The organism is Sphingobium sp. TomMM7A, from assembly GCF_055397305.1.
In genome coordinates, this window is sequence record NZ_AP027311.1 from 2,127,282 (window position 1) to 2,152,739 (window position 25,458).

25 protein-coding genes are annotated in these 25,458 nt (G+C 63.3%); 14 read left to right on the forward strand and 11 right to left on the reverse strand.

Annotation, left to right across the window (positions count from 1 at the left end; translation table 11 throughout):
• Together ACZ5ZH_RS10625 and ACZ5ZH_RS10630 are read right to left on the reverse strand one after the other, a co-directional pair.
• Positions 1-369, reverse strand: coding sequence for a hypothetical protein (locus tag ACZ5ZH_RS10625; RefSeq protein WP_464771484.1), 369 nt, complete (start codon positions 367-369; stop codon positions 1-3).
• Complete coding sequence (locus tag ACZ5ZH_RS10630) at positions 366-1,034, reverse strand: EI24 domain-containing protein (protein ID WP_464771485.1); 669 nt, start codon at positions 1,032-1,034, stop codon at positions 366-368. The genes ACZ5ZH_RS10625 and ACZ5ZH_RS10630 overlap by 4 nt, the downstream gene beginning before the upstream one ends.
• A gap of 109 nt (positions 1,035-1,143) precedes the next feature.
• Here ACZ5ZH_RS10630 and ACZ5ZH_RS10635 point away from each other — a divergent pair, with 109 nt between their 5' ends.
• Positions 1,144-2,148, forward strand: a complete 1,005-nt coding sequence (locus ACZ5ZH_RS10635; protein ID WP_464771486.1) for an adenosine kinase — start codon at positions 1,144-1,146, stop codon at positions 2,146-2,148.
• Between the two features lie 61 nt (positions 2,149-2,209).
• Here ACZ5ZH_RS10635 and ACZ5ZH_RS10640 read toward each other — a convergent pair whose 3' ends face one another.
• Genes ACZ5ZH_RS10640 through tsaD form a run of 3 tightly spaced genes read right to left on the reverse strand, consistent with a single transcriptional unit; the run spans position 2,210 to position 5,784 of the window.
• The gene (locus ACZ5ZH_RS10640; protein ID WP_464771487.1) at positions 2,210-3,733 is read right to left on the reverse strand and encodes a lipopolysaccharide biosynthesis protein; all 1,524 of its coding nucleotides are present in this window, start codon (positions 3,731-3,733) and stop codon (positions 2,210-2,212) included.
• Positions 3,734-3,781: 48 nt separating this feature from the next.
• On the reverse strand, positions 3,782-4,753 hold the full coding sequence (locus tag ACZ5ZH_RS10645) for an NAD(P)H-dependent glycerol-3-phosphate dehydrogenase (RefSeq protein WP_464771488.1): 972 nt from the start codon (positions 4,751-4,753) through the stop codon (positions 3,782-3,784).
• Positions 4,750-5,784: a tRNA (adenosine(37)-N6)-threonylcarbamoyltransferase complex transferase subunit TsaD gene (tsaD, locus tag ACZ5ZH_RS10650; RefSeq protein WP_460986973.1), complete on the reverse strand. Its 1,035-nt coding sequence runs from the start codon at positions 5,782-5,784 to the stop codon at positions 4,750-4,752. The genes ACZ5ZH_RS10645 and tsaD overlap by 4 nt, the downstream gene beginning before the upstream one ends.
• A 44-nt stretch (positions 5,785-5,828) precedes the next feature.
• On the opposite strand from tsaD, the gene hemC reads away from it, so the two are divergent.
• The 4 genes from hemC to ACZ5ZH_RS10670 all read left to right on the forward strand — a co-directional run bounded on the left by hemC (position 5,829) and on the right by ACZ5ZH_RS10670 (position 9,195).
• Entirely contained in the window at positions 5,829-6,767 is a 939-nt protein-coding gene (gene hemC, locus ACZ5ZH_RS10655) for a hydroxymethylbilane synthase (RefSeq protein WP_464771489.1), read from the forward strand.
• The gene (locus ACZ5ZH_RS10660) at positions 6,764-7,432 is read left to right on the forward strand and encodes a uroporphyrinogen-III synthase (RefSeq protein WP_460986975.1); all 669 of its coding nucleotides are present in this window, start codon (positions 6,764-6,766) and stop codon (positions 7,430-7,432) included. The genes hemC and ACZ5ZH_RS10660 overlap by 4 nt, the downstream gene beginning before the upstream one ends.
• A 10-nt stretch (positions 7,433-7,442) precedes the next feature.
• Positions 7,443-8,330 carry a hypothetical protein gene (locus ACZ5ZH_RS10665; RefSeq protein WP_464771490.1) on the forward strand — a complete coding sequence of 296 codons (888 nt, stop codon included), beginning with the start codon at positions 7,443-7,445 and terminating at the stop codon, positions 8,328-8,330.
• A 115-nt stretch (positions 8,331-8,445) separates the two neighbouring features.
• Positions 8,446-9,195: an esterase/lipase family protein gene (locus tag ACZ5ZH_RS10670; protein WP_460986977.1), complete on the forward strand. Its 750-nt coding sequence runs from the start codon at positions 8,446-8,448 to the stop codon at positions 9,193-9,195.
• 22 nt (positions 9,196-9,217) lie between these two features.
• On the opposite strand, the gene gltX is transcribed toward ACZ5ZH_RS10670, so the two are convergent.
• The gene (gene gltX, locus ACZ5ZH_RS10675) at positions 9,218-10,543 is read right to left on the reverse strand and encodes a glutamate--tRNA ligase (RefSeq protein WP_464771491.1); all 1,326 of its coding nucleotides are present in this window, start codon (positions 10,541-10,543) and stop codon (positions 9,218-9,220) included.
• Between the two features lie 4 nt (positions 10,544-10,547).
• Positions 10,548-12,203 (reverse strand): NAD+ synthase, encoded by a 1,656-nt coding sequence (locus ACZ5ZH_RS10680; RefSeq protein WP_464771492.1) that lies wholly within the window; start codon positions 12,201-12,203, stop codon positions 10,548-10,550.
• 117 nt (positions 12,204-12,320) lie between these two features.
• Here ACZ5ZH_RS10680 and ACZ5ZH_RS10685 point away from each other — a divergent pair, with 117 nt between their 5' ends.
• Entirely contained in the window at positions 12,321-13,256 is a 936-nt protein-coding gene (locus tag ACZ5ZH_RS10685) for a ribose-phosphate pyrophosphokinase (protein ID WP_460986980.1), read from the forward strand.
• 28 nt (positions 13,257-13,284) lie between these two features.
• Here ACZ5ZH_RS10685 and ACZ5ZH_RS10690 read toward each other — a convergent pair whose 3' ends face one another.
• Together ACZ5ZH_RS10690 and ACZ5ZH_RS10695 are read right to left on the reverse strand one after the other, a co-directional pair.
• Positions 13,285-13,596, reverse strand: a complete 312-nt coding sequence (locus ACZ5ZH_RS10690; RefSeq protein ID WP_464771493.1) for a hypothetical protein — start codon at positions 13,594-13,596, stop codon at positions 13,285-13,287.
• Entirely contained in the window at positions 13,571-13,999 is a 429-nt protein-coding gene (locus tag ACZ5ZH_RS10695; RefSeq protein ID WP_464771494.1) for a VOC family protein, read from the reverse strand. Before ACZ5ZH_RS10695 ends, ACZ5ZH_RS10690 begins: the two co-directional genes overlap by 26 nt.
• Before the next feature lie 78 nt (positions 14,000-14,077).
• Here ACZ5ZH_RS10695 and hisN point away from each other — a divergent pair, with 78 nt between their 5' ends.
• Complete coding sequence (hisN, locus tag ACZ5ZH_RS10700) at positions 14,078-14,863, forward strand: histidinol-phosphatase (protein WP_464771495.1); 786 nt, start codon at positions 14,078-14,080, stop codon at positions 14,861-14,863.
• A 34-nt stretch (positions 14,864-14,897) separates the two neighbouring features.
• Here hisN and ACZ5ZH_RS10705 read toward each other — a convergent pair whose 3' ends face one another.
• Positions 14,898-15,428, reverse strand: coding sequence for an O-acetyl-ADP-ribose deacetylase (locus ACZ5ZH_RS10705; protein ID WP_464771496.1), 531 nt, complete (start codon positions 15,426-15,428; stop codon positions 14,898-14,900).
• 39 nt (positions 15,429-15,467) lie between these two features.
• A complete protein-coding gene (locus tag ACZ5ZH_RS10710) occupies positions 15,468-17,648 on the reverse strand; it encodes an AsmA family protein (RefSeq protein ID WP_464771497.1) in 2,181 nt (726 codons plus the stop codon).
• A gap of 158 nt (positions 17,649-17,806) precedes the next feature.
• On the opposite strand from ACZ5ZH_RS10710, the gene rpmI reads away from it, so the two are divergent.
• The 7 genes from rpmI (at position 17,807) to ACZ5ZH_RS10745 (ending at position 25,443) form a co-directional block, all read left to right on the forward strand.
• A complete protein-coding gene (rpmI, locus tag ACZ5ZH_RS10715) occupies positions 17,807-18,010 on the forward strand; it encodes a 50S ribosomal protein L35 (RefSeq protein WP_183955972.1) in 204 nt (67 codons plus the stop codon).
• A gap of 13 nt (positions 18,011-18,023) precedes the next feature.
• The gene (gene rplT / locus ACZ5ZH_RS10720) at positions 18,024-18,386 is read left to right on the forward strand and encodes a 50S ribosomal protein L20 (protein WP_022682430.1); all 363 of its coding nucleotides are present in this window, start codon (positions 18,024-18,026) and stop codon (positions 18,384-18,386) included.
• A gap of 161 nt (positions 18,387-18,547) precedes the next feature.
• Entirely contained in the window at positions 18,548-19,165 is a 618-nt protein-coding gene (locus ACZ5ZH_RS10725) for a LysE family translocator (RefSeq protein WP_464771498.1), read from the forward strand.
• A 72-nt stretch (positions 19,166-19,237) separates the two neighbouring features.
• On the forward strand, positions 19,238-20,329 hold the full coding sequence (gene pheS / locus ACZ5ZH_RS10730; RefSeq protein WP_464771499.1) for a phenylalanine--tRNA ligase subunit alpha: 1,092 nt from the start codon (positions 19,238-19,240) through the stop codon (positions 20,327-20,329).
• On the forward strand, positions 20,326-22,740 hold the full coding sequence (pheT, locus tag ACZ5ZH_RS10735) for a phenylalanine--tRNA ligase subunit beta (RefSeq protein WP_464771500.1): 2,415 nt from the start codon (positions 20,326-20,328) through the stop codon (positions 22,738-22,740). The genes pheS and pheT overlap by 4 nt, the downstream gene beginning before the upstream one ends.
• Positions 22,741-22,874: 134 nt before the next feature.
• Positions 22,875-23,756, forward strand: a complete 882-nt coding sequence (locus tag ACZ5ZH_RS10740; protein ID WP_464771501.1) for an aldose 1-epimerase family protein — start codon at positions 22,875-22,877, stop codon at positions 23,754-23,756.
• A gap of 121 nt (positions 23,757-23,877) precedes the next feature.
• On the forward strand, positions 23,878-25,443 hold the full coding sequence (locus tag ACZ5ZH_RS10745) for a peptide chain release factor 3 (RefSeq protein ID WP_449474445.1): 1,566 nt from the start codon (positions 23,878-23,880) through the stop codon (positions 25,441-25,443).
• The last annotated feature ends 15 nt before the right edge of the window (positions 25,444-25,458 follow it).

Here is a 25,458-nt window from a genome sequence, read left to right on the forward strand (position 1 = left end):
CTATCGCCGAAGCGCTGAAGCGCAGGCGCCCGGATCTGTATCGGCCCCGGCGGGGGTGCGAGCATCGACATGGGTGACAACAGGCTCCTTGCCGCGAGCCGGTGCATAAAGATAGGCGTCCAGAACGCAGCGCCCGTTAGCGAACTGGAGCTTACGCATGCTGCTTTCCCGGATATCAAGCCGCGGCGTACCGAATTGCTGGACGAGGTGGCGCACGTCCATTCCCATGAGCGGACCCGATTTCATGAAGGCGCTGGCGGGCGGACCAGCTGGAGACGGGCGCATCGGCGCTGGCGGCACAATCGACCCGCCGCAAGCCGCCAATGGCAGCGCAAGCAAGACCGAAAAGATATGTTGGGGGGCTTTCATCGTGACTTGTTCCGGACGCCATGCAGCATGTGCACCGCCATAGCCGCGCTCCAAACGGGCGCAAGCAAGTTGATGAAGGGAATGAGGAACATAAGCGCCGAGACGAGGCCCATGAGCCACCGGCCGAGGCGAGGGATCGGCGGGAGCCCCGGATGCCGCTGTTCCACCATATCACTGAGATCGCGACCCAGGAGATAGGCGTTAAGCGCCAGGAAGAGCAGGATCGTGCCGACGCCGGTAACCAGAAGAAGGAGGTAGACTGGCAGCGCCAGCATGTTCCAGCCCGCCGTTCGCGCGGCCGAAGCGAGGGCAAGCCGCAAGCTAGGCGCGAAGCCCAAGGGCCGCGCGGCGGCTGCGGCGGCAGGATAGCTGTCCCGTTCGACCGCAGCCACGATGTCGTCGGCGAACAGGTTCATGACTGCTATGGCGATGGTCCGGAAGAGCAGCCATGCAAGCGCGACCAGGCTCATAGCCATTACGGCGGCTTCCGCTAGGCCACCACCACTCCAGCCGAAATATGCGCGCGTTGCGTGGACTGCTGTCCAAAGACCTAGTCCCGCCATCGCAAAGATCAGCAGCGTCAGCATGAGCGTCTTGGCCAACAGGCGCAGAGCAGCCCGATGGAAGATGACGGGAAAGGCACGAAGGGCGGCGGCGATCACCATGAGGCACGCTATTCCGCGCTCTGCACGCATGGTCAATCTGCAACGTTGCACGCAGCAGCGCGGCTCGATAGACACGGCGCGATTTTGAGCCTTTGAGTAAGGATATCGCGTGACCGCTGCTGCTGCCCCCTCGCTAGATGTTGTCGCGATCGGCAATGCCATTGTCGACGTGCTTACTCCCAGCGATGACGCATTCCTTGCCGAACATGCGCTGACCAAGGGCGGGATGCAGTTGATCAACGCGGAGACGGCCGAGGCGCTCTATGCCGACATGGGCGCGGGCAAGGAGGTCAGCGGCGGATCAGCGGCGAACACGCTGGCTGGCCTCGCGGCACTGGGCAAGCGCTGCGCCTTCATCGGGCAAGTGCGTGACGACCAGCTGGGCGAGGTGTTCACCCATGATGTGCGCGCCCTCGGTATCCGCTATGACACGCCAGCAGTGGGGGGCGAGGTGCCCACCGCGCGCTGCCTGATCCTGGTGACGCCGGACGCTCAACGCACGATGAACACCTTTCTGGGCGCGTCGCAGTTTCTGCCGGAATCAGCGCTCGACCTCGACCTGATCCGTTCAGCCTCGATCCTCTATCTGGAAGGCTATCTGTGGGATCCTGAACAGCCGCGCGCTGCCATGCGTGCCGCCATCGACGCCGCGAAGGGGGCGGGCCGCAAGGTTGCCTTCACGCTGTCCGATGGCTTCGTCATTGAACGCCATCGGGACGATTTCGTGCAACTCATCGATCAGGGGTTGATCGACATCCTCTTTTCCAACGAGCATGAAATTCAGTCGCTGGCGCAGATCGATGATTTTGACAAAGCGGTGGCGTCATTCGCTGGGCGTGTGCCGGTGCTGATCTCGACGCGCAGCGAAAAGGGCGCGATCGCTGTGGTGGACGGCGTTCGCTACGAGGTGCCCGCAGCATCTGTTGCGCAGGTGATCGACACCACGGGGGCGGGCGACCTGTTCGCCGCAGGATTCCTTGCCGGTCATATCGAGGAACTGGACGTGCATCATTGCCTCGAACTGGGCGCAGCAGCCGCAGCCGAAGTGATTTCCCATTGGGGCGCGCGGCCCGAGCAGGATCTGAAGATGATCCGGGCGAAGCTGGGGCGGTAAGACCGCGGAACGCTCATCCGCATCGACCGGGAAGATCCAAGCCGCCTAAGCTCTATTTGGGTCAGGCGGCTTTCTGGCGCCGGAACAAGGCCCGGTCATCGGGGCCGAAGCCCCATCGCCAAATGACAAAGCCGTAGACCGCCAGGATCGTCCCAACACCGAAAACAAGTTCGATCCATTCCAGCGCGGGCGGCAGAGCGACAAAGGCCGCCCCCACGATGCAGGCGACGCCACATGCGCTAAGCAATGGCCAGCGCCAGGCATTTACCTTGGCCTTGAGCAGATGAGACAAAAGGCGCGCCTTCACCAGCGCGCCAACCCCCAGCGCGATGGTGAGCGCGAGAGCCGGTGCCGCTGCTATCGCCATCGGAGGCAAATCAAATCGGCGCGCAAGCAATATGAGTCCGAAACTGAGCGCGGCCTGCAATCCGATCATGAACAGCGAAATCATCAGGTTGCGGTGGCGAGCGATATATACCAGCGCGGATTCGCTGACTACGGCAGTGGCCGCGACGACCTCCGCCAGCAGGAGAAAGGCCAGCGCTCCGGTGCCGCCAACGAAATGCGGCCCGACTAGCCCCATAACCGCCTCGCCGGGTATGCCCAGCGCAAGGGCGATACCGGCCTGCGCGGCGATGATCCAGAAGCCCACCTGGCTGACCTGCCGCGCAATGGCGGCAAGATTGCCCTCGGCAAGGTTGCGGGTAATGACCGGCCCCAGAATGGGATCGAAGCTGGTTTTCAGCTTTTGCGGCAATGAGGCGACCTGCTGCGCCACATAATATACGCCGACGATCGCGGGGCTGACGAACAGGCCCAGAATGGCGAGGTCAAGGCGACGCGATCCCCATTCCACGCCATCGGCGGCGGCGAGCGGCAAGTTACGGCGCGCGAGACGCCAAAGCCTGCCGAAGTCGGGGCGCCATCCATAGGGTATGCCATAGTGGCGAGTCATGGGGATGATGGAGGCGACGAACGCCGCAATCATGGAAACGACGTAGGAGAGGATCAGGCCATCGCGCGTGGAATAAAAGGCGAAGGCGAAAGCGCCGATGCTGATAGCCCAGGGTTCTATAATGGACCTGGCACGAACTGTTGCCCCTATGTCAAAACGATAAGCACAGGCGGCGAGTGCAACGTCTGACCCTGCAACGGCTATCACGATAAGCGCCAGCAAGCGGTCAAGGCCATTGATGCCGCTGTTTGGGAACATCGCTTGAGGGAAGGCAACCAGTATGCAACTGCCCAACGAGGCGGCGATCAGCGTCACGAGCATCGCGTCCGTGACGACATGACCGTGCGGACGTTCGGTCTGAGCCAGCGCGCCAGCGAGACCGCGCTTCAGCCCCAGCGTCGCCAGTTGCGCGATGAATTCAACGACAAGGACAGCATAGGCGAAACGGCCTAGCGCATCGGCACCATACCAGCGGCCAGCGATGAAAAGGAAAGGGAGGCGAGCAGCCAGGCGCAGAAGAAAGCCGAAGATATTCGTCCGGCCACCTCTGGCAAGCGCCGCGATGTCATCCTGTTGCGCGGAGGAAGCCTGCTCAGTCGGCAAAGAAAGTGGATCCCCCTGTCGCGTCATATTCTCTGTTGCCGGACGGTAAACAATAAATGATCGAAGGGCGACGGATTATTCGGGACGCAGCGGACGCGCGAGCAGCGCGTCGATGACTTCGCCCAGAGGGGCCGCGTCTTCCAGCAGGGCACAGACGGCTTCGACCACCGGCATTTCGACAGAGGCCGCGCGTGCAGCCTCGCGCAGCACTGGCGCTGTAAAGGCGCCTTCGGCAACGGTGCGGCGATTGGCAAGCAATTCGGCAGCCGATCGACCTTCGCCCAATCCCTTACCGAGCGAGAAATTGCGCGAGTTGGTCGAGGAACAGGTGAGAACCAGGTCACCCAACCCTGAAAGGCCCGAGAGCGTTTCGGCGCGCGCGCCGCGCGCGAGGCCGAAACGCGTCATTTCGGCAAAGCCCCGGCTGATAAGCGATGCGCGAGCGTTCAGGCCAAGGCCCGCTCCGTCTGCAACGCCGCAAGCGATGGCGAGCACGTTTTTGACGGCGCCGCCGATTTCCGCCCCAACGATATCGTCGGAGAGGTAAGGGCGAAAGGCGGGGCGGGCGACACGCGCCGCAATACGCCCGGCAAGCTGGGCGTCATCGCAAGCCAAGGTGACGGCGGTGGGAAGCCCCCGCGCGACTTCATGGGCGAAGGTCGGGCCTGACAAAACGCCGATCGGCGAACTGGGCTGGGCCTGCTTGGCGACTTCCGACATCAGCAGGCCGGAGCCAGCTTCGATCCCCTTCGAACACAGGATGAGCGGGATACCGGCAGGGAGTCCCGCCACGACAGCGCGCAGGTGCTGGGCCGGGCTAACGATCAACAGCAGTTCCCGGTCAGCCATGTCCGCCATGTCCCCCGTCGCCTGCACGGCTGGATTGAGGGGAATCCCGGGAAGATAAAGGGGATTGAGATGATCCTGATTGACGGCGCTGACGACGTCCGGTTCAAGCGCCCACAAACGGACATCCTCGCCTTGCGACGAAAGGGTTTGCGCAAGGGCCGTGCCCCAGGCGCCCGCTCCTATGACACCCGCCTTCATGCCTTCACTCCTGCCCCGCGCGCTTTTTCGGCATCCGGATCCAGCGGCCAGCGCGGCCGGGCTGGAACGGTAAGATCATCGACGAGCCCGGCTGCATAGCGTTCAGCCCCGGCCCAGGCGATCATCGCGGCATTGTCCGTGCAAAGCCAAAGCGGTGGCGCGACAAAGGGAAGATCATGCCGCGCAGCGAGTGCCTGAAGCCCTGCGCGGATCGACTGGTTGGCGGCAACGCCACCCGCAACGACCAAAGCGGTTATCCCGTCCAGCGCGACAAGCTGCTTTTCAGTCCGATCAACGAGGCAATCTATCACTGCCTGCTGGAAGCTCGCAGCAATGTCTTCGGTCGAATATTGTCCCGATTGCGCGGCGCGCATTACCGCGCTCTTGAGCCCGGCAAAGGAGAAATGCGGCTCGGCCGTTCCGACCAGCGGACGCGGCAGGGGGACGGCCTTAGGATTGCCGCTTGCCGCAGCCCGCTCGACCGCCGGACCTCCGGGGTAGCCCAGGCCAAGCAGCTTGGCGGTCTTGTCAAAAGCCTCGCCACTGGCATCATCGATCGTGGTGGCAAGGCGGGCATAGTCACCGGGTCCACGGACATGGAGCAACTGACAATGTCCGCCGGAAACTAGCAAAAGGAGATAAGGAAATTGCAGCGACGGATCGGCAAGCCGGGGCGACAGCGCATGGCCTTCGAGATGATTGACGGCGACCAACGGCTTGTTGACGGCATGGGCGAGCGCCTTGCCAGTCACCAGACCGACCATCACGCCGCCGATCAATCCGGGGCCTGCGGTCGCGGCGATCACGTCAACCTGATCCAGGGTCAAATCTGCGTCGGCAAGTGCCGCTTCGATCAGGGGAGCCAATGCCTCGACATGGGCGCGGGCGGCTATCTCAGGCACAACGCCGCCATAGGGGCGGTGCGCCTCCTCCTGCGTGGCAAGACGGTGGGCGAGTATCTTCCCATCAGCCGTCACCAACGCTGCCGCAGTTTCGTCGCAGCTAGATTCCAGGCCGAGGATGATCGTCATTGCTGCTTCCATCTAATGGCCACGGATATTAGAGCAAGCGGCATATGACATTGCAATCTTTCACGCCTGATCGCCCGCTCCGTCTTGGCACGCGAGGTTCGCCCCTTGCGCTGGCGCAAGCGCGCATGACGGCCGAGGCGCTCTGCGCGCAGCATGGCTGGGCAGCGGACACGATCGAGACGGTGATCGTCCAGACGAGCGGCGACCGGATTCAGGACCGGGCGTTGGCGGAAATCGGCGGCAAGGCGCTGTGGACGAAGGAACTGGACCGGGCACTGGTGGAAGGTCAAATCGACTTTGCCGTCCACTCCATGAAGGATGTGGAGACTATCCGACCTGCCGAAATCACCATTACGGCCATGCTGCCCCGCGCGGATGTCCGGGATCGGCTGGTCGGCGCGGAAAGCTTTGCGGCCCTGCCCGAGAACCCGGTGGTGGGATCAAGTTCCCCCCGGCGGGCGGCGCAGGTCAAGCGGCTGCGGCCTGATGCGCAAGTCGTGCTGTTCAGGGGGAATGTCGCGACGCGGCTGGCGAAGCTTGCCGCCGGGGAGGTGCATGCGACATTGCTTGCGGCGGCGGGGCTCGACCGGCTGGGGCAGCCGGACGTCGGGACATGCATCCCGCTTGACGTCATGCTGCCAGCACCATCGCAGGGGGCCGTGGGCATCGAGACATTGAGCGACAATACGCAAATGCAGGCGCTGCTGGCCGGGATCAACGATAGCGACACGTTCGATTGTGTTTTGGCCGAGCGAGCAGTCCTCAAAGGGCTGGGCGGGACGTGCCATTCGCCGATCGCTGCTTTGGGCCGGCTGGAGGATGGGGAGATCCGTCTCGCTGCCGAGATATTGAGCGCTGACGGGCGCGAGCGGGTGGAGGACATAAGGATCATCGCACGCGGCGATCTCAGCGCGGCGGAGGCGCTGGGACGCTCCCTGCTCGACCGTGCCAGCGCGGAGCTGCGCGCTCTGTTCGAGGCGTGAGGCCGGTCATCATCCTGCGGCCCGAACCGGGCGCGAGCGAGACTGCCGCGCGGGCAAGGAAGCTGGGCCTCCTACCCCGCCTTTGCCCATTGTTCGAGGCACGGCCGATCGGCTGGGACGCACCTCCGCCTGAGCGGTTCGATGCGCTGTTGATGACCAGCGCGCAGGCTGCGCGGCTCGGCGGATCGCAGCTTGTCGGTTACCGGGCGCTACCCGCCTATGCGGTCGGGAGCGCGACCGCCCAGGCAATGGCAGAGCATGGCTTCGCGAATGTCGTCAGCGGCGATCAGGATGGCAGCGCCATCGCGGCCCGCATGGCGGCGGACGGACACCGGCGGGTGCTGCATCTGGGGGGCACGACACTCGCCCCGATAGAGGCGGGGCAGTTGAGTATCGAGCGGGTGGCCGTCTATACGATCGGCGCGCGGCCGCAGGCGCAGCTTGATCCTCAGCTGGAGCCGGGCGCGATATTGCTGGTTCATTCCCCGCGTGCGGGCGCCAACCTTGCAGAAATGATCGCCCCGGAGCGGCGGCGCGATTTCCCTATTATCGCCATCAGCCCGACGGCTCTTTTGGCCTGCGGCCCCGGCTGGGCCAGCGGCGAAGCGCCCGACAGGCCCGATGACGAGAGGATGCTGGCCCTCGCGGCACGATTGTGCGAATGATCCCGCCAAGATGGAAGAAAGGTCCTCAATGAGCGAAGAAGGCGGCGCGACAAGCGTCACGGCGATTCCGCCGGTTCCTCCGCGCAAACGGAGTTCCTGGCCGATCTTCGCGTCCCTGCTATTTGCCTTTGTGATCGGCGTCGCGCTTGCCATCGGCACGATGCTCTATTTTCAGGGCCGGTGGAATGATCGCGCGCAACCGTCGGTCGCCACCGCCGACCCCTATTTGCGCCCCGGCGTCGCGCTACGCCCACTGTCCGCAGACGCGGCGCAGATGCTGGACGGACGGGTAGTGCAGCTGGAAGATCGGCTCAATCGCATTACCGTAGAGGCTCAGGCAGCGTCCGGAAATGCAGCGCGCGCCGAGGGATTGCTGGTCGCCTTCGCCGCGCGCCGTGCGCTCGATAGCGGAATGCCTCTCGGCTATATCGAAGGGCAATTGAGGTTGCGCTTTGGTCAGGCGCAGCCGCGCGCCGTGGCGACGATCATCAATGCGGCGCGCGAGCCGGTCACGATTGCCGACCTGCGCGCCGGACTTTCCGGCGTCGCCGATCAATTGACGACGCCCGGGCCACAAACGAGCTGGTGGGAATCGGTGGAGCATGAGGCCCGCGAACTCGTCACCATCAGGCGGACGTCCACACCCTCTCCGCGTCCGGAGGCTGCGATGGAACGGGCGCTGCGTTATATCGATGCGGGGCGGGTAGGTCCTGCTCTTGCAGAGGTGGAAAAAATGCCCGGCAGGGCGGCCGCCGACAGGTGGATGCAGTTCGCCCGCCGCTATATCGAAGCACGGCGGGCGCTCGACCTGATCGAGACCGCAGCCATATTGGAGCCGCGTCAGTTGCACGGCGTCAGTGGTGGGCCAGTCATCCAAACCTCGCCCCTCGCGCCCTGAAGAACCTGTCATAATCGACCAGCCGTTGAGACGGCCGCGCGAAACCATTGGACGCGCGGCGCATTTGTCATGAGAATGTCATCTTTCGCCTTCGGGCCTTGGAGACTGTTTTCTCGTGCCGCCTTATGTCGATTCGATCACCAGCTTCTGGAAGGGCCGCGTAGCGCAGCATCCTAGCGATGCAGTGCGGCCTTCCCTGCGGCATTTGCTGGGCAACGCTTCCATGCCGATCGATCTGGCGCGCAGCCATGCCCGAGCCGGTGCCTTGTCGCGAGCTATAAAGGGCGATGGGCGCCACATCCTGCTGATCCCCGGCCTGCTCGCTTCAGAGCAGCGGATGGAGATGATGCGCACGATCCTTCAGGCTGCGGGATATAGGGCACACAGCTGGGACATGGGACGCAATCTGGGTCCCCGGCCAGACACGCTCGAGCTAATCGACCGGCGAGTGGACAGGATTCGCAAGGAAACCGATGCACCGGTGACTCTGGTGGGCTGGAGCCTGGGAGGGCTGTTCGCACGAGAATATGCCAAGGTCGCGCAGGAGAAAGTTGCTGGCGTCATCACCATGGGCACGCCCTTTTCAGGCGATCCGCGCGCCAATCATGCTTGGCGGCTCTATCAGCTGGTGGCGGGTCATCCCGTCGATTGCCCGCCTTTTGCCTGCAATCGGGAGGTAAAGCCGCAGGTCCCCACCATTGCCCTCTGGTCGCGGCGCGACGGGGTTATTGTGCCGGAATGCGCAAAGGGCAGGCACGGCGAGCGCGACAGGGCCATCGAGGTGGATTGCACCCATATGGGCTTTGCTGTCGCGCCCGAAGGCATATTGGCTGTGGGCAAGGCGTTGGAAGCCATACGCGCCTGATCTGCTCAGGGCGCTGCCCGACTCAACCCAGGCGGCGGAGTGCTTCGTCTCTGCCGATCAGCGGCAAGAGTTGAGCCATATCCGGGCCGTGATCCAAGCCGGTAAGGGCACGGCGTAGGGGCAGGAACAGCATTTTGCCCTTGCGGCCTGTACGCTCCTTGAGCGCGCCGGTGAGCGCAGGCCAAATGTCCGCGTTGAAGTCCAACTCCAGCAGCATTTCCCGAGCAGTTGCGAGGAAGGTGCGATCATCCTCGTCGGGCGCAGGCGCTTCGACGGGGCCAGTCACGATGCGCCACCAATCGGCGGCTTGCCCCACATTTTCGAGGTTCGGCCGGATGGCGTTCCAGCCTGCCTCATTCATCCCGGCAGGCAGGCGGCCGGACACGGCGTCATAGGGTAGAAGATGGACGATCTTCTGGTTAAGTGCGGCAAGTTCCGCTTCATCGAAGCGGGCGGGCGCTCGTCCGAAATGCGCGAAGTCGAAGCTTTCGACCAGCGGCTCGACATTCGCGAATGGCTCTACCGGCATCGATGTGCCGAGGCGGGCGAGTAGCGCCAAGACAGCCATAGGCTCCAGCCCGATCTCGCGGAAATGGGCGACGCCTAGCGAGCCCAAGCGCTTGGAGAGCTTGCCTTCGCTACCCGTCAGCAATGCCTCATGCGCGAAGAAGGGGAGCCCGGCCCCTAAAGCGGCGAACATCTGGATTTGCGTCGCCGTGTTGGAGACATGATCTTCGCCGCGCAGCACATGGGTTACCCCCATGTCCACATCGTCGATCACGGAGGGGAGCATGTAGAGCCAGCTGCCATCGGCGCGGCGGATCACCGGGTCGGACAGCAGCTTGGGGTCAAAGCGCTGCTCGCCACGGATAAGGTCGGTCCAGACGATCGGCTGATCATGATCGAGCTTGAAGCGCCAATGGGGTGTGCGGCCTTCGGCTTCATAGGCGGCGATCTGATCGGCGGTCAGCGACAGGGCGGCGCGGTCATAGACCGGCGGAAGTCCCCGGCCGAGCAGCACCTTTCGGCGCAGCTCCAGTTCTTGGCTCGTTTCATAGGCCGGATAGACATGGCCCGACGCCTTCAATTGCTCGAACCGGCTTTCATACAGGGCGAAGCGATCCGACTGCTTTTCCTCGCCATCCCAGTTCAGGCCGAGCCAGGACAGGTCCGCCCGGATCGCGTCGGCATATTCCTCGCGGGAGCGCTCAAGGTCCGTATCGTCAAGGCGCAGGAGGAACTTGCCCCCGCTTTTGCGTGCCCAAAGCCAGTTATGCAGCGCGGCGCGGATATTGCCGACATGAAGGTTGCCGGTCGGCGACGGCGCAAAGCGGGTGATGACGGTCATGAGCTTAAAGGGTCCGGAAAGCGTTGGTGATCGGATAACGGCGATCACGCCCGAAATTGCGCATGCCGAGCTTTACGCCCGGAGGGGATTGGCGTCGCTTATATTCGGCGACATAGAGGAGGCGCTCGATCCGGGCGACCACATCCTTGTCGAAGCCGCGCGCGACAAGCTCTTCCACCGACAGCTCCTCCTCCACCAGGCCATACAGGATGGGGTCCAGCACCTCATAGGGAGGGAGGCTGTCTTCGTCCTTCTGATCGTCCCGCAATTCCGCGCTTGGCGGCTTGGTGATCACGCGTTCGGGCATTACCGGACCGGATGGGCCAAGGCCAAGCGAAGAGACATGCTCGTTGCGCCAACGGCTGAGGTCGAAGACAGTGGTCTTGTAGGCGTCCTTCAACACCGAATAGCCGCCTGCCATGTCGCCATAGATGGTGGCGTAGCCGACTGACATCTCGCTCTTGTTGCCGGTGGTCAGCAGCATGTGGCCGAACTTGTTGGACAGGCCCATCAACGTCACGCCACGAATGCGGGACTGGAGATTTTCTTCGGCAAGGTCGCGCTGCCGCCCCGCGAAAGCATCGGCCAGCATCATGTCGAAGGCCGCCACGGCAGGCTCGATCGGGATCGTGTCGTAGCGGATGCCGAGCAAGCGGGCGCATTCGACGGCATCGTCCAGGCTGTCCTGGCTGGTGAAGCGCGACGGCATCATGACGCTCCAGACGCGCTCCGGCCCCAGGGCGTCCACGGCCACCGCTGCCGACAGCGCTGAGTCGATGCCGCCTGACAGGCCGAGGACGACGCCGGGGAAGCCGTTGCGGTTCACATAGTCGCGCAGGCCCAGCACCATCGCATTGTAGATATCGGCGGGGCGGCTATCGAGTTCGTGCCGCTCGCCGGGAATGCAGACCCACTGGCCTTCCCATTTTTCCCAATGGGTGAGGACGAGCGCTTCCTCCCAGTCGGGGAGCTGGTGGGCGATGCTGCGGTCGGCGCCCATGACGAAGGACGCGCCGTCGAACACCAGTTCATCCTGGCCGCCGACGCGGTTCAGATAGACGAGCGGCAGGCCGGTTTCACGCACGCGCGTACCAGCGACGGCGTTGATGCGGCGGTCGTCCTTGTCGACTTCGAACGGGCTGCCATTGGGGCTGATGAGGATTTCCGCCCCCTCCGCCCGCAGATGCGCGGTGACGAAGGGGAACCAGATATCTTCGCAAATCGGCACGCCGATCTTCACGCCACGGAAGTCGATCGGCGCGGGTAGCGGGCCGGGCGCGAACAGACGCTTTTCGTCAAATGTGCCGTAATTGGGCAGCTCGCGCTTCTGGCGGATGGCGGTGACGGCCCCATCTTCCAACAGGGCGATGACGTTGAACAATACGCCTTGGGAGGCGACTACGGTGCCGACCAGCATCGCGGGGCCGCCGTCCGCTGTCGCCTGGGCCAGACGATCCAGTTCATGGTTGGCGCGATCGACCAGTGCGGGCTTCAAAACCAGGTCTTCGGGCGGATAGCCGATCAGCTGGAGTTCGGGAAAGACGATGAGGTCGGCACCGGCCGCGCGCGCCCGCCATTCGAGCATCGCGTCCGCATTGGCCTTCAGGTCGCCCACGCTCTGTGTCATTTGGGCAAGGGCGATCACGAGTTTGTCGGTCATGCCCGCGCCCTAGTGCATTTTGCCCCCCTGCGCAAAAGCGCCTTTCCAGTGAGGGCAAGCGCGGCTAAAGGGGCCGCGTTTCGCGCACCGTCATCCAATCGTCACAGGGGTTTGGCCATGAAACTCATGACCGGCAATTCGAACAAGCCGCTTGCGGCCGCAATTGCAGATTATATCGAGATCCCGCTGACCGATGCGAGCGTCCGCCGCTTCGCGGATGAGGAAGTTTTCGTGGAAATTCACGAGAATGTCCGGGGCGAGGATGTGTTCGTCATTCAGTCGACGGCTTATCCGACGAACGACAATCTCATGGAATTGCTGATCATGATCGATGCGCTGAAGCGCGCGTCGGCCAAGCGAATCACTGCGGTGGTTCCTTATTTCGGCTATGCCCGGCAGGATCGGAAGCCCGGCCCGCGCACGCCGATCTCGGCCAAGCTGGTGGCGAACCTCATCACCACGGCGGGTGCTGACCGCGTGCTGTCGGTTGATCTGCATGCTGGGCAAATCCAGGGCTTTTTCGACATTCCGACCGACAACCTCTTTGGTGCACCGGTGATGTCGGCGGATATCCAGGCGCGCTTTGGTGATCGCAACCTGATGGTCGTGTCGCCGGACGTCGGCGGCGTGGTGCGCGCCCGTGCGCTGGCCAAGCGGCTGGACAACGCCCCGCTCGCCATCGTCGACAAGCGCCGCGAGCGCGCGGGCGAATCGGAAGTGATGAACATCATCGGCGACGTGAAGGGCCGCTTCTGCGTCCTGATCGATGATATCGTCGATTCGGCCGGTACGCTGTGCAACGCGGCCGGAGCGCTGAAGGCCGCAGGGGCAGAGGATGTGGTCGCCTATGTGAGCCATGGCGTGCTGTCGGGCGGCGCGGTTGCGCGCGTCGAGGCGTCGGAACTCAAGGAACTCGTGATCACCGATTCGATCCAGGGCACGGACACTGTGTGCACTGCCAAGAGCATCCGTCACTTGCCGATTGCCCCGCTGCTGGGCGAAGCGATCAAGCGGATTGCGGACGAAAGCTCGGTTTCCAGCCTGTTCGACTGACAGGAGAAGTTGCGCCGCGCGACTTCTATTAGGCGCCCGGCAGCAACACTATGGGCAGGCAGAATAAAAGGATCAGTCCGCCAACGACCCTCTGAGCGCGGGAAATGCCAAGCGGTTTTTCCCGCCAGAGCATCGGGCAGGAGAGCAGCGCCAGCAGCAGGAGCATGTTGGAAAGGGTAGCTGACCCGCCGACGGGCGCGTCCTGCCGCAAGGCGAGGGCACCCAGCAAGGCCGCGAAACTCAAGATCCAGCCGATCAGCGCCACAACGATTCCCTTCCGATACGAAGCGATAAACGGCGCGGATTGACGAAGCTTAAACGGCGGCTGCCCAAGGATCATAGGTGCCGAAGCTCCAGAGATTCCCTTCCGGATCGAGCGCCTCATAACCGCGTCCGGGATAGCCCTGATTATCATGCGGCTCGTTCACCACCACCGCACCCTGATTGCGGGCATGCAGGCAGTGGGCGTCGGCATCCGGGACCACCACATAGATGCAGGTCGTGACACCGCCCAGATCGCGCGGCGTGGTCCAACTGTAGAGCGACTCGGCCTCGCCATCGCGCGCGCTGCCCAGCATGACCATGCCCTCGCCCAATATGAGTTGCGCGTGGTGGATGATGTGCGGGTCCGCTTCGTCCTCATAACAGGCGTGCAATGCAAAGCCGAAAGCCTCTTGCAGGAAGTTTATAGCCGCTGGAGCATCGGCATAGCGCAGGCCGGGGATCAGTGGGGAGCCAGGCATGTTTTCCCTCCTTCATCGCGATCAGGAACAGGTTGGCAAAGCCTAGCGCAGCAGGCGCTTTCCGGCTAGGCGGGAGCGATGACGACCCGCGATGACCTGACCCTTGCCCACCGCCTCGCCGACGCCGCGGCGGCAGCCATCCGGCCCTTTTTCCGCGCGCGATACGACATGGAATTCAAGTCGGACCTGTCGCCGGTGACCGAGGCGGATCGGGCGGCGGAAGCAGCGATCCGAGCCATCTTGGAAAAGGAACGCCCCCAGGACGGCATCATCGGGGAGGAATATGGAGCGACACGCGAAGACGCGGAGCGCGTCTGGATCCTCGACCCGATCGACGGCACGCGCAGCTTCATTGCGGGACGGCCGATCTTTGGCACGCTTATCGCGCTGACTGAGGCGGGATGGCCGACGGTCGGCATCATCGACCAGCCAATCGCGCAAGAGCGCTGGGCAGGCATGATGGGCCAGCCCACCACCTTCAACGGCGCACCCGTCACCGCCCGCAGTTGCCGGTCGCTTGAAGAAGCGATCGTCGCCAGCACCGGGCCGCAATATTTCCCCGGATGCACCGGCGAGCATTTCTCACGGCTGGCTGGTCAGTGCCGCGACACGGTTTGGGGCGGCGACTGTTATAATTACGGCCTTATCGCGTCAGGCCATGTCGATATCGTCGTCGAAGCCGGGTTGAAGCTGCACGATATCGCCGCGCTCGTCCCTGTCGTGGAAGGTGCGGGGGGGCGGATGTGCGATTGGGCGGGCGACCCCATCACGGCGGAAAGCGACGGACAGGTTATCGCGATCGGCGATCCTGCTCGGCTGGACGATGTGCTGGAAGCGCTTGCCGAGGGACATCACGCTCATTGATGTTTAAGGCATTGATGTTTCAGGCCTTGATGTTTCAGGCGGCCAGCGCCGTTACTGCTTCAGCATAGATCCGCGCGCTCTCGTCATCGAAGCAGATGAACAGGATGAGGTCGAAGGCCGACGGGAAAGCCGCAAGCTGGCCCCGCACCGTCTGGGCCGCGATCCGAGAGGCCTGTTCTTTCGGATAGCCATAAATGCCGGTGGAGATGGCGGGGAAGGCTATACTGCGGAGGCTGTGCTCCCGCGCCAAATCGAGCGATGATCGGTAGCAATTGGCGAGCAACCGGGGTTCGCCCGAAGCCCCGCCCCGCCATACCGGACCGACGGTATGAATGACATGGGCAGCGGGCAGGCTGTAGCCGCGCGTGATCCGCGCCTCCCCCACTGGACAGCCGCCCAGCATACGGCATTCGGCGAGCAGTTCAGGCCCTGCCGCTCGATGGATCGCACCATCCACGCCGCCGCCCCCCAGCAGGGAACTATTGGCGGCGTTGACGATCGCTTCCGTTGCGCAACGGGTAATGTCGCCAGTTCCGATTTCCCAGCGGGCGGTGCCGAAGATCATATCGCAGCCCTCGCGATGAATTACGTTCGCAGCATTGCCCTAGAAAATCCCCAGAAACTTCTTTTTCTGCTTCTTTTCTTCCCTGGCGTTGGCCTTGCCGGACTCTTCTTTTGAGGTTGTGCCCCGGCCTACGTCATCTCGGGGCTTCCCACCTTTCGTCCTCTGCGCAGTGGCGGTCGCGCCAGCGAGAACGGGGCCACACGCGGCACTCTTGGCGTCGCCCACATCGACAAAGGCGAGCACGGCAGCGAGTGGGCTCGCCGCGATCCCCAGCGCCGCCGCCGCACCGCCGCGCGCGATCAGTTCAGGACTGATGACGTTGATGCCGGGCTTCGCGAAATAGCCTGTGATGCCGACCGGCGATTGGCCGGAAAACAGGCTGAACTTCTTGCCGTCAGCGCGGAAGGCGAGATCGAGGCTCTCATTACGGAAGGAAAAGCCGCCCCGCCCCAGCATGACGTTCTTCCTGGTATCGATGATGATCGGATCCGCGGCCGCGATGCCGTTGCGAACGGTGAAGGCGATCAGCCCGCAATTGATCTGGACAGGTTCCTTCAGCTTCTTTTCGAACATCTTCGTGATGAAGGTGCCTACATCGAGTTCGGCAAGCTGAACATTGCGTGCCCACATAGTGCCCGCAGGCAGGATGACCGCGATCCTGCCATTGGCGGTACTAAGCGAATCATGCACTGTGCTGCCCAAACCTGTCATTTGCGCCCGCGCCTTGATGATGCCGGTGGTCCCCGATTCCTCAACACCCCAGCGGCCAAGCAGCTTGCCCATGGGTGTCGGTGACAGGCGCACATCGTAGCGCGTACGCACCGGCTGAGCCCGGGCGTTTATCTCTATGTCCAAACTGACATGCCCGCCGGACATGTCGAAAGTGAGCGGCGAAAGCGTCAAAAGGCTGCGCTCAAGCGCTAGCGTAAGGCCGATATTGGAAATGGGCACATTGGGCGCCCTGACCTGGCGCACGTCGTATCGAACATTGGCATCGAAGTTGCGCAGGGCCTCGACCCTCAGCGGTGCGTCCGGCAGGACGCGCGGCCTACCGCCGACATTCTCGATCGCACCACTGGCGCCCTGCGCTTCCAACTTTTGGGGATTGTAGCCGATGAAGGGACCCACATCGATAATATCGAGGGTGCGAGTGGCGAGGTCAGCCTTCAAGCGCAAGCGATTGTCGGGCAGAGACACGGTCATGCGCCCGGAAAGGTCGCTATCTCCAAACCGGCCCTTGAGATGGGTAAAGCGCCATTCTCCACCCTGCTTGGTAAGCGCGGAGGTGAAGCGGTAGGTGCGGGTTTCGGGCATGGCGACGCCCAGAAAGTCGAACAGCAGCGCGAGATTGGGACCGCGCGTCAGCAGCCGCAAGTCCGCTCCCTCAATCTCAGTCGCGCCGGCCAAGGTTCCGCTGACCTCCAAGATTGTCGGCCCGGACTGTGCGTGGAGCGCGAGACTGTTCTTGCCGCCGATGACGGTCTCATTGGGCGAGAGCAGTCCGCCACGCAGAGTGAAGGGACGGCTGCGCATCGTGCCGTCGCCGGAGAAACGGATGTCACTCGCGAAGCGCGTATCCTGCGCCTTCACCGTTTCGAATTTAATGTCGGTGGACAGCTGCATCCGGGGGTCGCGATAGCGCAAGGTCGTTCCGGCAAGCAGCGCCTGGCGCACGAGCGGCAGATTGAGCGGCTCGCCTTTTTTGGCGCGGTCACCGAAGGTCCAGGTGTTGGTCTTGCCGTCCCGCGACCATTCCAGATCCGCGGCGGCGTTGCGAAGCTCAAGCCAACGGATGCGATATTTGTCGCCGAAGATCAGGCTGAGCGGCACGATCCGGGTATCGATAAGATCCGAATGAAAGAAATGCGGCCTGCTCGCCCAGGGCGTGTTGGCGATCGTCATTCCCTCGGCGCGAAACTTGATCGTGATGGGCGCGAAATACAGCTGGAAGTCACCGGCGACCTTGACCGGGCGCTCCAGCCGACTGGTGAGGAAGCGCTCGAACGGATGTTTGAGGAAGCGGCCCTTCGTGATGAACAGGATCAACCACAGCAGGAGGATCAGCCCGACGATATAGGCGATGATACGCAGCGGCAGGGGAACATTGCGCCATTTCTGACGTGCGGAGGACCAATAATGGCCAACGCCTCCTGCCCCGCTGTCGAGCGCAGGAGCCGATTTCGCCGGGGTGCCCGGCCGCAGGGGATCGGCGTCGGCCATGGCGCAAGAACGCCCCTCCCCTGCTTTAGGTCCGAATCACCTTGCTTTCCGGCGGCTGGCCGATTATGCGCGCCCCTTCGCGATATTTGGAAGGACCGCCCGGCTAACTAGGGCTGCCGTGGCTGTCCGTAATCGTCGCGCTGAAAAAGGAGACGAAAATGCCCAAGCTCAAGACCAAGAGCGGTGTGAAGAAGCGCTTCAAGTTCACCGCTTCCGGCAAGGTCAAGCACGGCGTCGCTGGCAAGCGTCACCGCCTGATCAGCCACAACGCAAAGTATATCCGCCAGAATCGCGGCACGTCCGTGCTGTCGGATTCCGATGTCGCTCACGTGCGCCTCTGGGCGCCCTACGGCCTGAAGTAAGGAGTAGAGGCACATGGCACGCGTAAAACGTGGTACGACCACCAAGGCGAAGCATAAGAGGATTCTGGATCAGGCGAAGGGCTATTATGGCCGTCGCAAGAACACGATCCGTATCGCTCGCCAGGCCGTCGAAAAGGCCGGCCAGTACGCTTATCGCGACCGCAAGGTCAAGAAGCGCACCTTCCGTGGCCTCTGGATCCAGCGCATCAACGCTGGCGTCCGCGCTGAAGGCCTGACCTATTCGCAGTTCATGCACGGCCTGAAGCTGGCTGGCGTCGATCTGGACCGCAAGGTTCTGGCTGACATTGCGATGCACGAAGGCGAGGCGTTTAGCGCCATCATCGCCCAGGCGAAGGCCGCGCTGCCCGCGGCCTGAGCATAGAACGGTCGAAAGATCGTCCAAGGGGCGCCGGGGCAGATGCTTCCGGCGCCCTTTTTGTTTTGTCGTGACTTCCGTTCGCTTCGAGCGACGTCGAGAAGCGGTTGCGCAGCACGGCTCGACCTTGCTCGAAGCGAACGGCGGGTAAGGAGATGTCCATGCCTCTGCACGTCTGGTGGCTCTATGTCACGGCGGTGTTCCTGATCTCGGCGACGCCGGGACCGAACATGCTGCATGTGATGACGCAGAGCATCGCGCATGGACCGCACAAGGCAATCGTGACGATGGCGGGCTTGATGAGCGCGGTATTGCTCTGCCTGATTGCGTCCGCGCTGGGATTGGGCGCATTGCTCAAGGCGTCGCCGGTGCTTTTCGATGCGCTGCGCTATGCCGGTGTGGCTTATCTGATCTGGCTTGGCGTTAAGGCTTGGCGCGCGCGCGTCGAATCCGACGAGGGTGAAGCGGCAGTCGCGCGGCCCGTCAGCAAACTTTTCGGCACCGCGCTCCTGACTGGCCTTTCCAACCCCAAGCTCATCATCTTTGCCGCCGCGCTCTTCCCGCAATTCATTGATACGGAACGGCCGTTCACAGTCCAGTTGGTCATCCTGGTGGCGAGCTTCGTCGTGATCGAAAGCTTCTGGTACGCCATGTATGCACTGGGCGGGATGAAGTTGAAACGCTGGCTCCAGCCCGCAAACCGGCAACGTCTGTTCAATCGCGGGACGGGCTTGCTGTTCATCGGCTTTGGCGGTGCGCTGCTAGGCGCGCGGGCCTGACCCTTTCCTTGCCGCTCGCGCCCGGCTAAGGCGCGGTCAAATATTTCGCCTTCGCGGGAATGATGAATACTCATGAGTGAAATTGCCAATCTGAAAGCCGGCCTGATCGCCGACATCAATGCCGCCGACACGCTAGATGCGCTGGAAGCCCTGCGCGTGGGGGCCATGGGCAAGAATGGCGTGGTGACGGGGCTGCTCAAGACATTGGGGTCGATGAGCCCCGAGGAGCGGCTGGAGAAGGGACCGCCGATCCAGGATTTGCGGGAAAGTGTGACGGCTGCGCTGGCCGAGCGGAAGGCGGCGCTGGAGCAGGCGGCGCTCGATGCGAAGCTGGCGGCGGAAAAGATCGACATGTCCTTGCCCGCTGATCTCGGCGCGCAGGGGTCGGTGCATCCGGTAAGCCAGGTCATGGACGAGCTGGCGGAGATTTTCGCGGACCTGGGCTTCTCCGTTGCGACCGGGCCGGAGATCGAGGATCAGTGGCATAATTTCACCGCGCTCAACATGCCGGAGACGCATCCGGCGCGAGCGATGCATGATACTTTCTACCTGCGCGCAGAAGATGATGAAGAACCCAGGGTGCTGCGCACCCACACATCGCCGGTGCAGATTCGCACGATGATGAGTGGCGAGCCGCCGATCCGTATCATCGCGCCGGGCCGCGTCTACCGGTCGGACAGCGATGCGACGCATACGCCGATGTTCCATCAGATCGAGGGGCTGGTGATCGACAAGGGGATCACCCTTGGTCATCTCAAATGGACGTTGGAAACCTTCCTCAAGGCTTTCTTCGAGCGTGACGATATCGTGCTGCGCCTGCGGCCAAGTTATTTCCCCTTCACTGAGCCTTCGGTTGAGGTGGACGTGGGCTATACACTGGTGAGCGGCCAGCGGGTGATTGGCGGCGACGGCGATGCACTCGGCGGCGGCTGGCTGGAAGTGTTGGGCAGCGGCATGGTCAACCGGCGGGTGATTGAAGCCTGCGGGCTGGACCCGGACGAGTGGCAGGGCTTTGCCTTCGGCACCGGGGTCGATCGGCTCGCCATGCTGAAATATGGGATGAACGACTTGCGCGCATTCTTCGACGGCGATCTGCGCTGGCTGAAACATTATGGCTTTTCGGCGCTGGATGTGCCGACGCTGAGCGGAGGAGTGGGCGCATGAAGTTCACGCTGAGCTGGCTCAAGACGCATCTCAATACCGATGCCGACCTGCCGACAATCCTCAAAACGCTCAATGATATCGGCCTTGAGATCGAGGGTGTGGAGAATCCGGCGGAAAAGCTCGCGCCCTTCCGCATCGCCAGGGTGCTGACCGCCGATCCGCATCCGCAGGCGGACAAGTTGCAGGTGCTGACCGTGGATGCGGGCGATGGCGCGTTGCAGGTCGTGTGTGGCGCGCCCAACGCTCGGGCGGGACTGGTCGGCGTGTTCGGGACCGAGGGCGCGGTGGTGCCCGTCAATGGCATGGTGCTCAAGAAGACTGCCATTCGCGGGGTCGAATCCAACGGCATGATGTGTTCGTTCCGGGAACTGGAACTGGGCGAAGATCATGAAGGAATCATCGAATTAAACGCGGATGCGCCGGTCGGGCGGGTCTATGCCGAGTGGGCCGGGCTGGATGACCCGGTGATTGATGTGAGTATAACACCTAATCGCCAGGACTGCATGGGCGTGCGGGGGATTGCGCGTGATCTGGCGGCGGCGGGGCTGGGGACGCTGAACGCGATCGTCGTGCCGGAGGTCGAGGGCGTCGGGTCGGGGCCGGACGTGCGGATCGAGGATACGGATGGCTGCCCGGCCTTCTTCGCGCGCACGGTCAGGGGCGTGACCAATGGCGCGTCGCCCGAATGGATGGCGCGACGGTTGAAGGCGATCGGGCAGAAGCCGATCAGCACGCTGGTCGATATCACCAACTATCTGATGATCGACCTGGGTCGACCGTTGCATGTCTACGACATGGCCAAGCTGAAAGGTCCGCTGACTGCCCGCCTGGGCAAGGCTGGCGAAGAGGTGCTCGCGCTCAATGGCAAGACCTATACGGTTGATGAGACGATGACGGTCATCGCCGACGATGTGGCTGTGCACGACATTGGCGGCATCATGGGCGGCGAGCATTCGGGTGCGAGCGAGGCGACGACCGATGTGTTGATCGAATGCGCCTATTTCACGCCCGAACGGATTGCGGTCACCGGACAGAAGCTGGGCCTGACCAGCGACGCGCGGGGGCGGTTCGAACGCGGGGTGGACCCGGCATTCCTGGATGACGGCTTGTCGATCGCGACCGACCTGGTGGTGAAGCTGTGCGGCGGCAGCGCCAGCGAGGCGACGCGCAGTGGCATGCCGCCCGTCGCAAACAAGATCGTCCGGTACGAACCGTCGCAATGCCTGACGCTGGCTGGCGTTTATGTGGGCGATGCCGAGCAGAAGCGCGTCCTGGAAAGCCTGGGCTTTGGCGTCGAGGAACATGATGCCACGTTCGATTATGACGACGGCGTCCCGGTAACGACGACCGCCCATTGGTCGGTCAGCGTGCCCAGCTGGCGACGCGATGTCGATGGCTGGCCCGATCTGGTCGAAGAGGTCGTGCGCATCGTCGGACTGGATCAGGTCCCTTCCACCCCCCTGCCCCGCATGCCCGGCGTCGCCAAGCCAACGGCGACCAGCGAGCAGCTGATGGAGCGGCGGGTTCGGCGGACGGCGGCGGCCCGGGGCCTGGCCGAGGCGATCAATTGGTCGTTCATCTCGAAAAAGGAAGCGGCGTCGGTCGGCGGTGGCGACTGGACGCTGGCGAACCCGATTTCCGAGGATCTGAAGGTCATGCGGCCTTCGCTGCTGCCCGGCCTGCTGTCGGCCACGCGGCGGAACATGGACCGGAGCGCGACTTCGGTGCGGCTGTTCGAGGTCGGCCGTCGCTATTTCAGCGACAAGGAGCGGGCCACGGCCAGCTTCGTGCTGGCGGGCGAGAAAGTCGCGCGCGGATGGCAGACGGGCAAGGCACAGGCCTTCTCCGCCTTTGACGCGAAGGCCGAAGTGATTGCGCTGCTGGCCGCAGCGGGGGCGCCCGTGGCGAACCTGCAAAGCTTTGGCGAGGCATCAGGCGCCTACCATCCGGGTCAGTCGGGGACGTTGCGCCTTGGCCCCAAGGTGGTGCTGGCCGAATTTGGCGTGCTGCATCCTTCGCTGGCTAAGCAATTCGGTATCAGCGGCGCGGTAGTCGCGGGCGAGATCTTCCTGGATGCGATCCCGGCCAAGCGGAAGAGCGGCTTCATGCGCGCGCTCTACGCGCCGCCCGCCTTGCAGGCGGTGAAGCGCGACTTTGCCTTTGTCGTCGATGAGGCGATCGAGGCGGATGCGCTGGTGCGCGCGGTCAAGGGCGCGGACAAAAAGAGCATCGTCGATGCGCGGTTGTTCGACGTCTTTGTGGGGCCGGGCGTGGATGAAGGTAGCAAGAGCCTGGCGATCGAGGTGACGTTACAGCCGGGCGAAAAGAGCTTTTCGCAGGAGGAGTTGGACGCCATCAGCGCCGCTATCGTGAAGGCGGCGGAGAAGCTGGGCGCGACGTTGCGGGGGTGAGGGAAACCTCGCCAGGGGTCTGGCTGGAGTAGCGAGGCTGGCTTTACTCCGTTGAAGAGAAGAGAAGGACTTCGACAAGCTCAGTCCAAACGGAAATAGTGGGCTGGACCGACAGGATCAAAAGTAGAGGGCTGATGGACGAGCTTGTAACGATCGCGTCGGACGGGCTGACCGCCGCCATCAACCCGCTGGGCGCGGAGCTTTGGTCGCTCAAGGACCCTGCCGGACGCGAACTGATGACCGATGCCGATCCGCGCTGGTGGACGGGGCATGCGCCGTTGCTGTTTCCTTTCGTCGGGCGGTCACGCAATGATGTGTATCGCCTGGACGGGCATGACTATCCGATGCCGCAGCACGGCTTTGCCCGGCACATGGCGTTCGCGCAGGTGGAGCATCGGCCGGAATCGGTGATCTTCCGGCTGGAGGCGGACGCGGCGACGCGGGCCGTCTATCCGTTCGATTTCCGGCTGGACATGCAGTTCGCTGTCGCGGGCGGAACGCTGATGATGACGGCCACGGTCATAAACCGGGGCGAGGCGGACATGCCCTTTTCCTTTGGCTATCATCCGGCCTTTGCCTGGCCGCTGCCCTTTGGGGGTTCGGCGGACGATCATCGGATAGAGTTTGAGAAGGCGGAAACGGCACCGCTGCGCAAGGTGGGAAACGAGCCGGGTCTGATCGCGCGGGAAACCGTTGCATCGCCGGTGAAGGGCAAGGTCCTGCATCCCACCCATGCGATGTTCGAGGGCGATGCGCTGGTCTGGGATGCGTTGGAGAGCGACAGCCTATATTGGGGTGTGCCGGGACAGACGCGGCTGAAGATCGACTTTCCCGATACGCCATGGCTGGGGCTGTGGCAGAAGCCGGGCGCGCATTATCTGTGCGTCGAGCCCTGGGCGGGGATGGCTGACCTGGTCGGGTTCGAAGGAGATGTCTGGGACAAGCAGGGCGTCATGCGGCTACTGCCGGGGGACGAGCGGCGGTTCCGCATGGACGTGACGGTCGTGGACGTGTAACGGCGGCTTCCATGATTCCGTTCGGGCTGAGCCTGTCGAAGCCTCTTCCCTGGAAGGAAGTAAAGCCCTTCGACAAGCTCAGGGCGAACGGTTGTTTTTATACCGAGCCCCCGACAACATCATGACCATCCCATCCCGCCGCACCTTCGCGATCATTTCCCACCCTGACGCGGGTAAGACCACGCTGACCGAAAAGCTGCTGCTGGAAGGCGGCGCCATCCATCTGGCCGGTGAGGTCAAGGCGCGCGGGGCGAACCGGCGCGCGCGGTCGGACTGGATGAAGATTGAGCAGCAGCGCGGCATTTCCGTGACCAGCTCCGTCATGACGTTCGAACGCGACGGCATCACCTTCAACCTGCTGGACACGCCGGGGCACGAGGATTTCTCGGAAGATACCTATCGCACGCTGACGGCGGTGGATTCGGCGGTCATGGTGATCGACGCGGCCAAGGGCATCGAACCGCAGACGCGCAAACTGTTCGAAGTGTGCCGGTTGCGCAACGTGCCGATCATCACTTTCGTGAACAAAGTGGACCGCGAAGGGCGCGACACCTTCGCCCTGCTGGACGAAGTGGCGGACGCGCTGGCGCTGGACGTGTGCCCGATGAGCTGGCCGGTCGGCATGGGTGGCGAGTTCGAAGGGATTTACGATTTCGCCAAGAACCGGCTGCGCCAGCCCAGCGGTCCGAGCAAGGAATTTGAGGGCAAGCAGGTGTTTGTCGAGGGCATCGATGATGATGCGCTGGCCGAGCATATTTCCGCGCGGGGCCTTGAAAAGCTGCGCGAGGAAGCGGAGCTGGCGGTCGGTGGCTATGCCGATTTCGATCTGGCGGCCTATCGCCACGGGGATCTGACGCCGGTCTATTTCGGATCGGCGCTCAAGCTGTTCGGCGTGACCGAGTTGATCGACGCGCTAGCCGCCCATGCGCCGCCGCCGCGTGCGCAGCCGGCCGAGCCTGCGCCGGTGGAGCCGGAGAATAGCGAAGTCACCGGCTTCATCTTCAAGGTTCAGGCGAATATGGACCCGCAGCATCGCGACCGCATCGCCTTCATGCGGCTCTGTTCCGGCAAGTTCAGGCGGGGCATGAAGCTGACGCCGAGCGGGTCGGGCAAGCCGATCGCGGTGCATTCGCCGATCCTCTTTTTCGCGCAGGACCGCGAGATTGCGGATGAGGCTTTTCCCGGCGACATTATCGGCATTCCCAACCATGGGACGTTGCGGGTCGGCGATACGCTGAGCGAGAAGGCGGGGGTGCGCTTTACGGGGCTGCCGAACTTTGCACCGGAAATATTGCGGCGCGTGGCGCTGAAGGATCCGACCAAGACGAAGCAGTTGAGGAAGGCGCTGGACGATCTGTCCGAAGAAGGCGTGATCCAGGTTTTCTATCCCGAGATCGGCAGCAGCTGGGTCGTCGGCGTGGTTGGGCAGTTGCAGCTGGACGTGCTGATTTCGCGGTTGGAAGCCGAGTATAAGGTGGCGGCGGGGCTGGAGGCATCTCCCTTCGATACGGCGCGCTGGATTTCCGGTGATGAGGCGGCGGTCAAGGACTTGGCCTCGTTCAACGTGGCGAACATGGCGAAGGATCGCGACGGCAACCTTGTCTTCATGGCGAAGAGCGCGTGGGATGTGGGTTATCAGCAGGAGCGGCATCCCAAGGTGAAGTTCAGCGCGACCAAGGAACGCTGAATTTTGGCGGTCGGG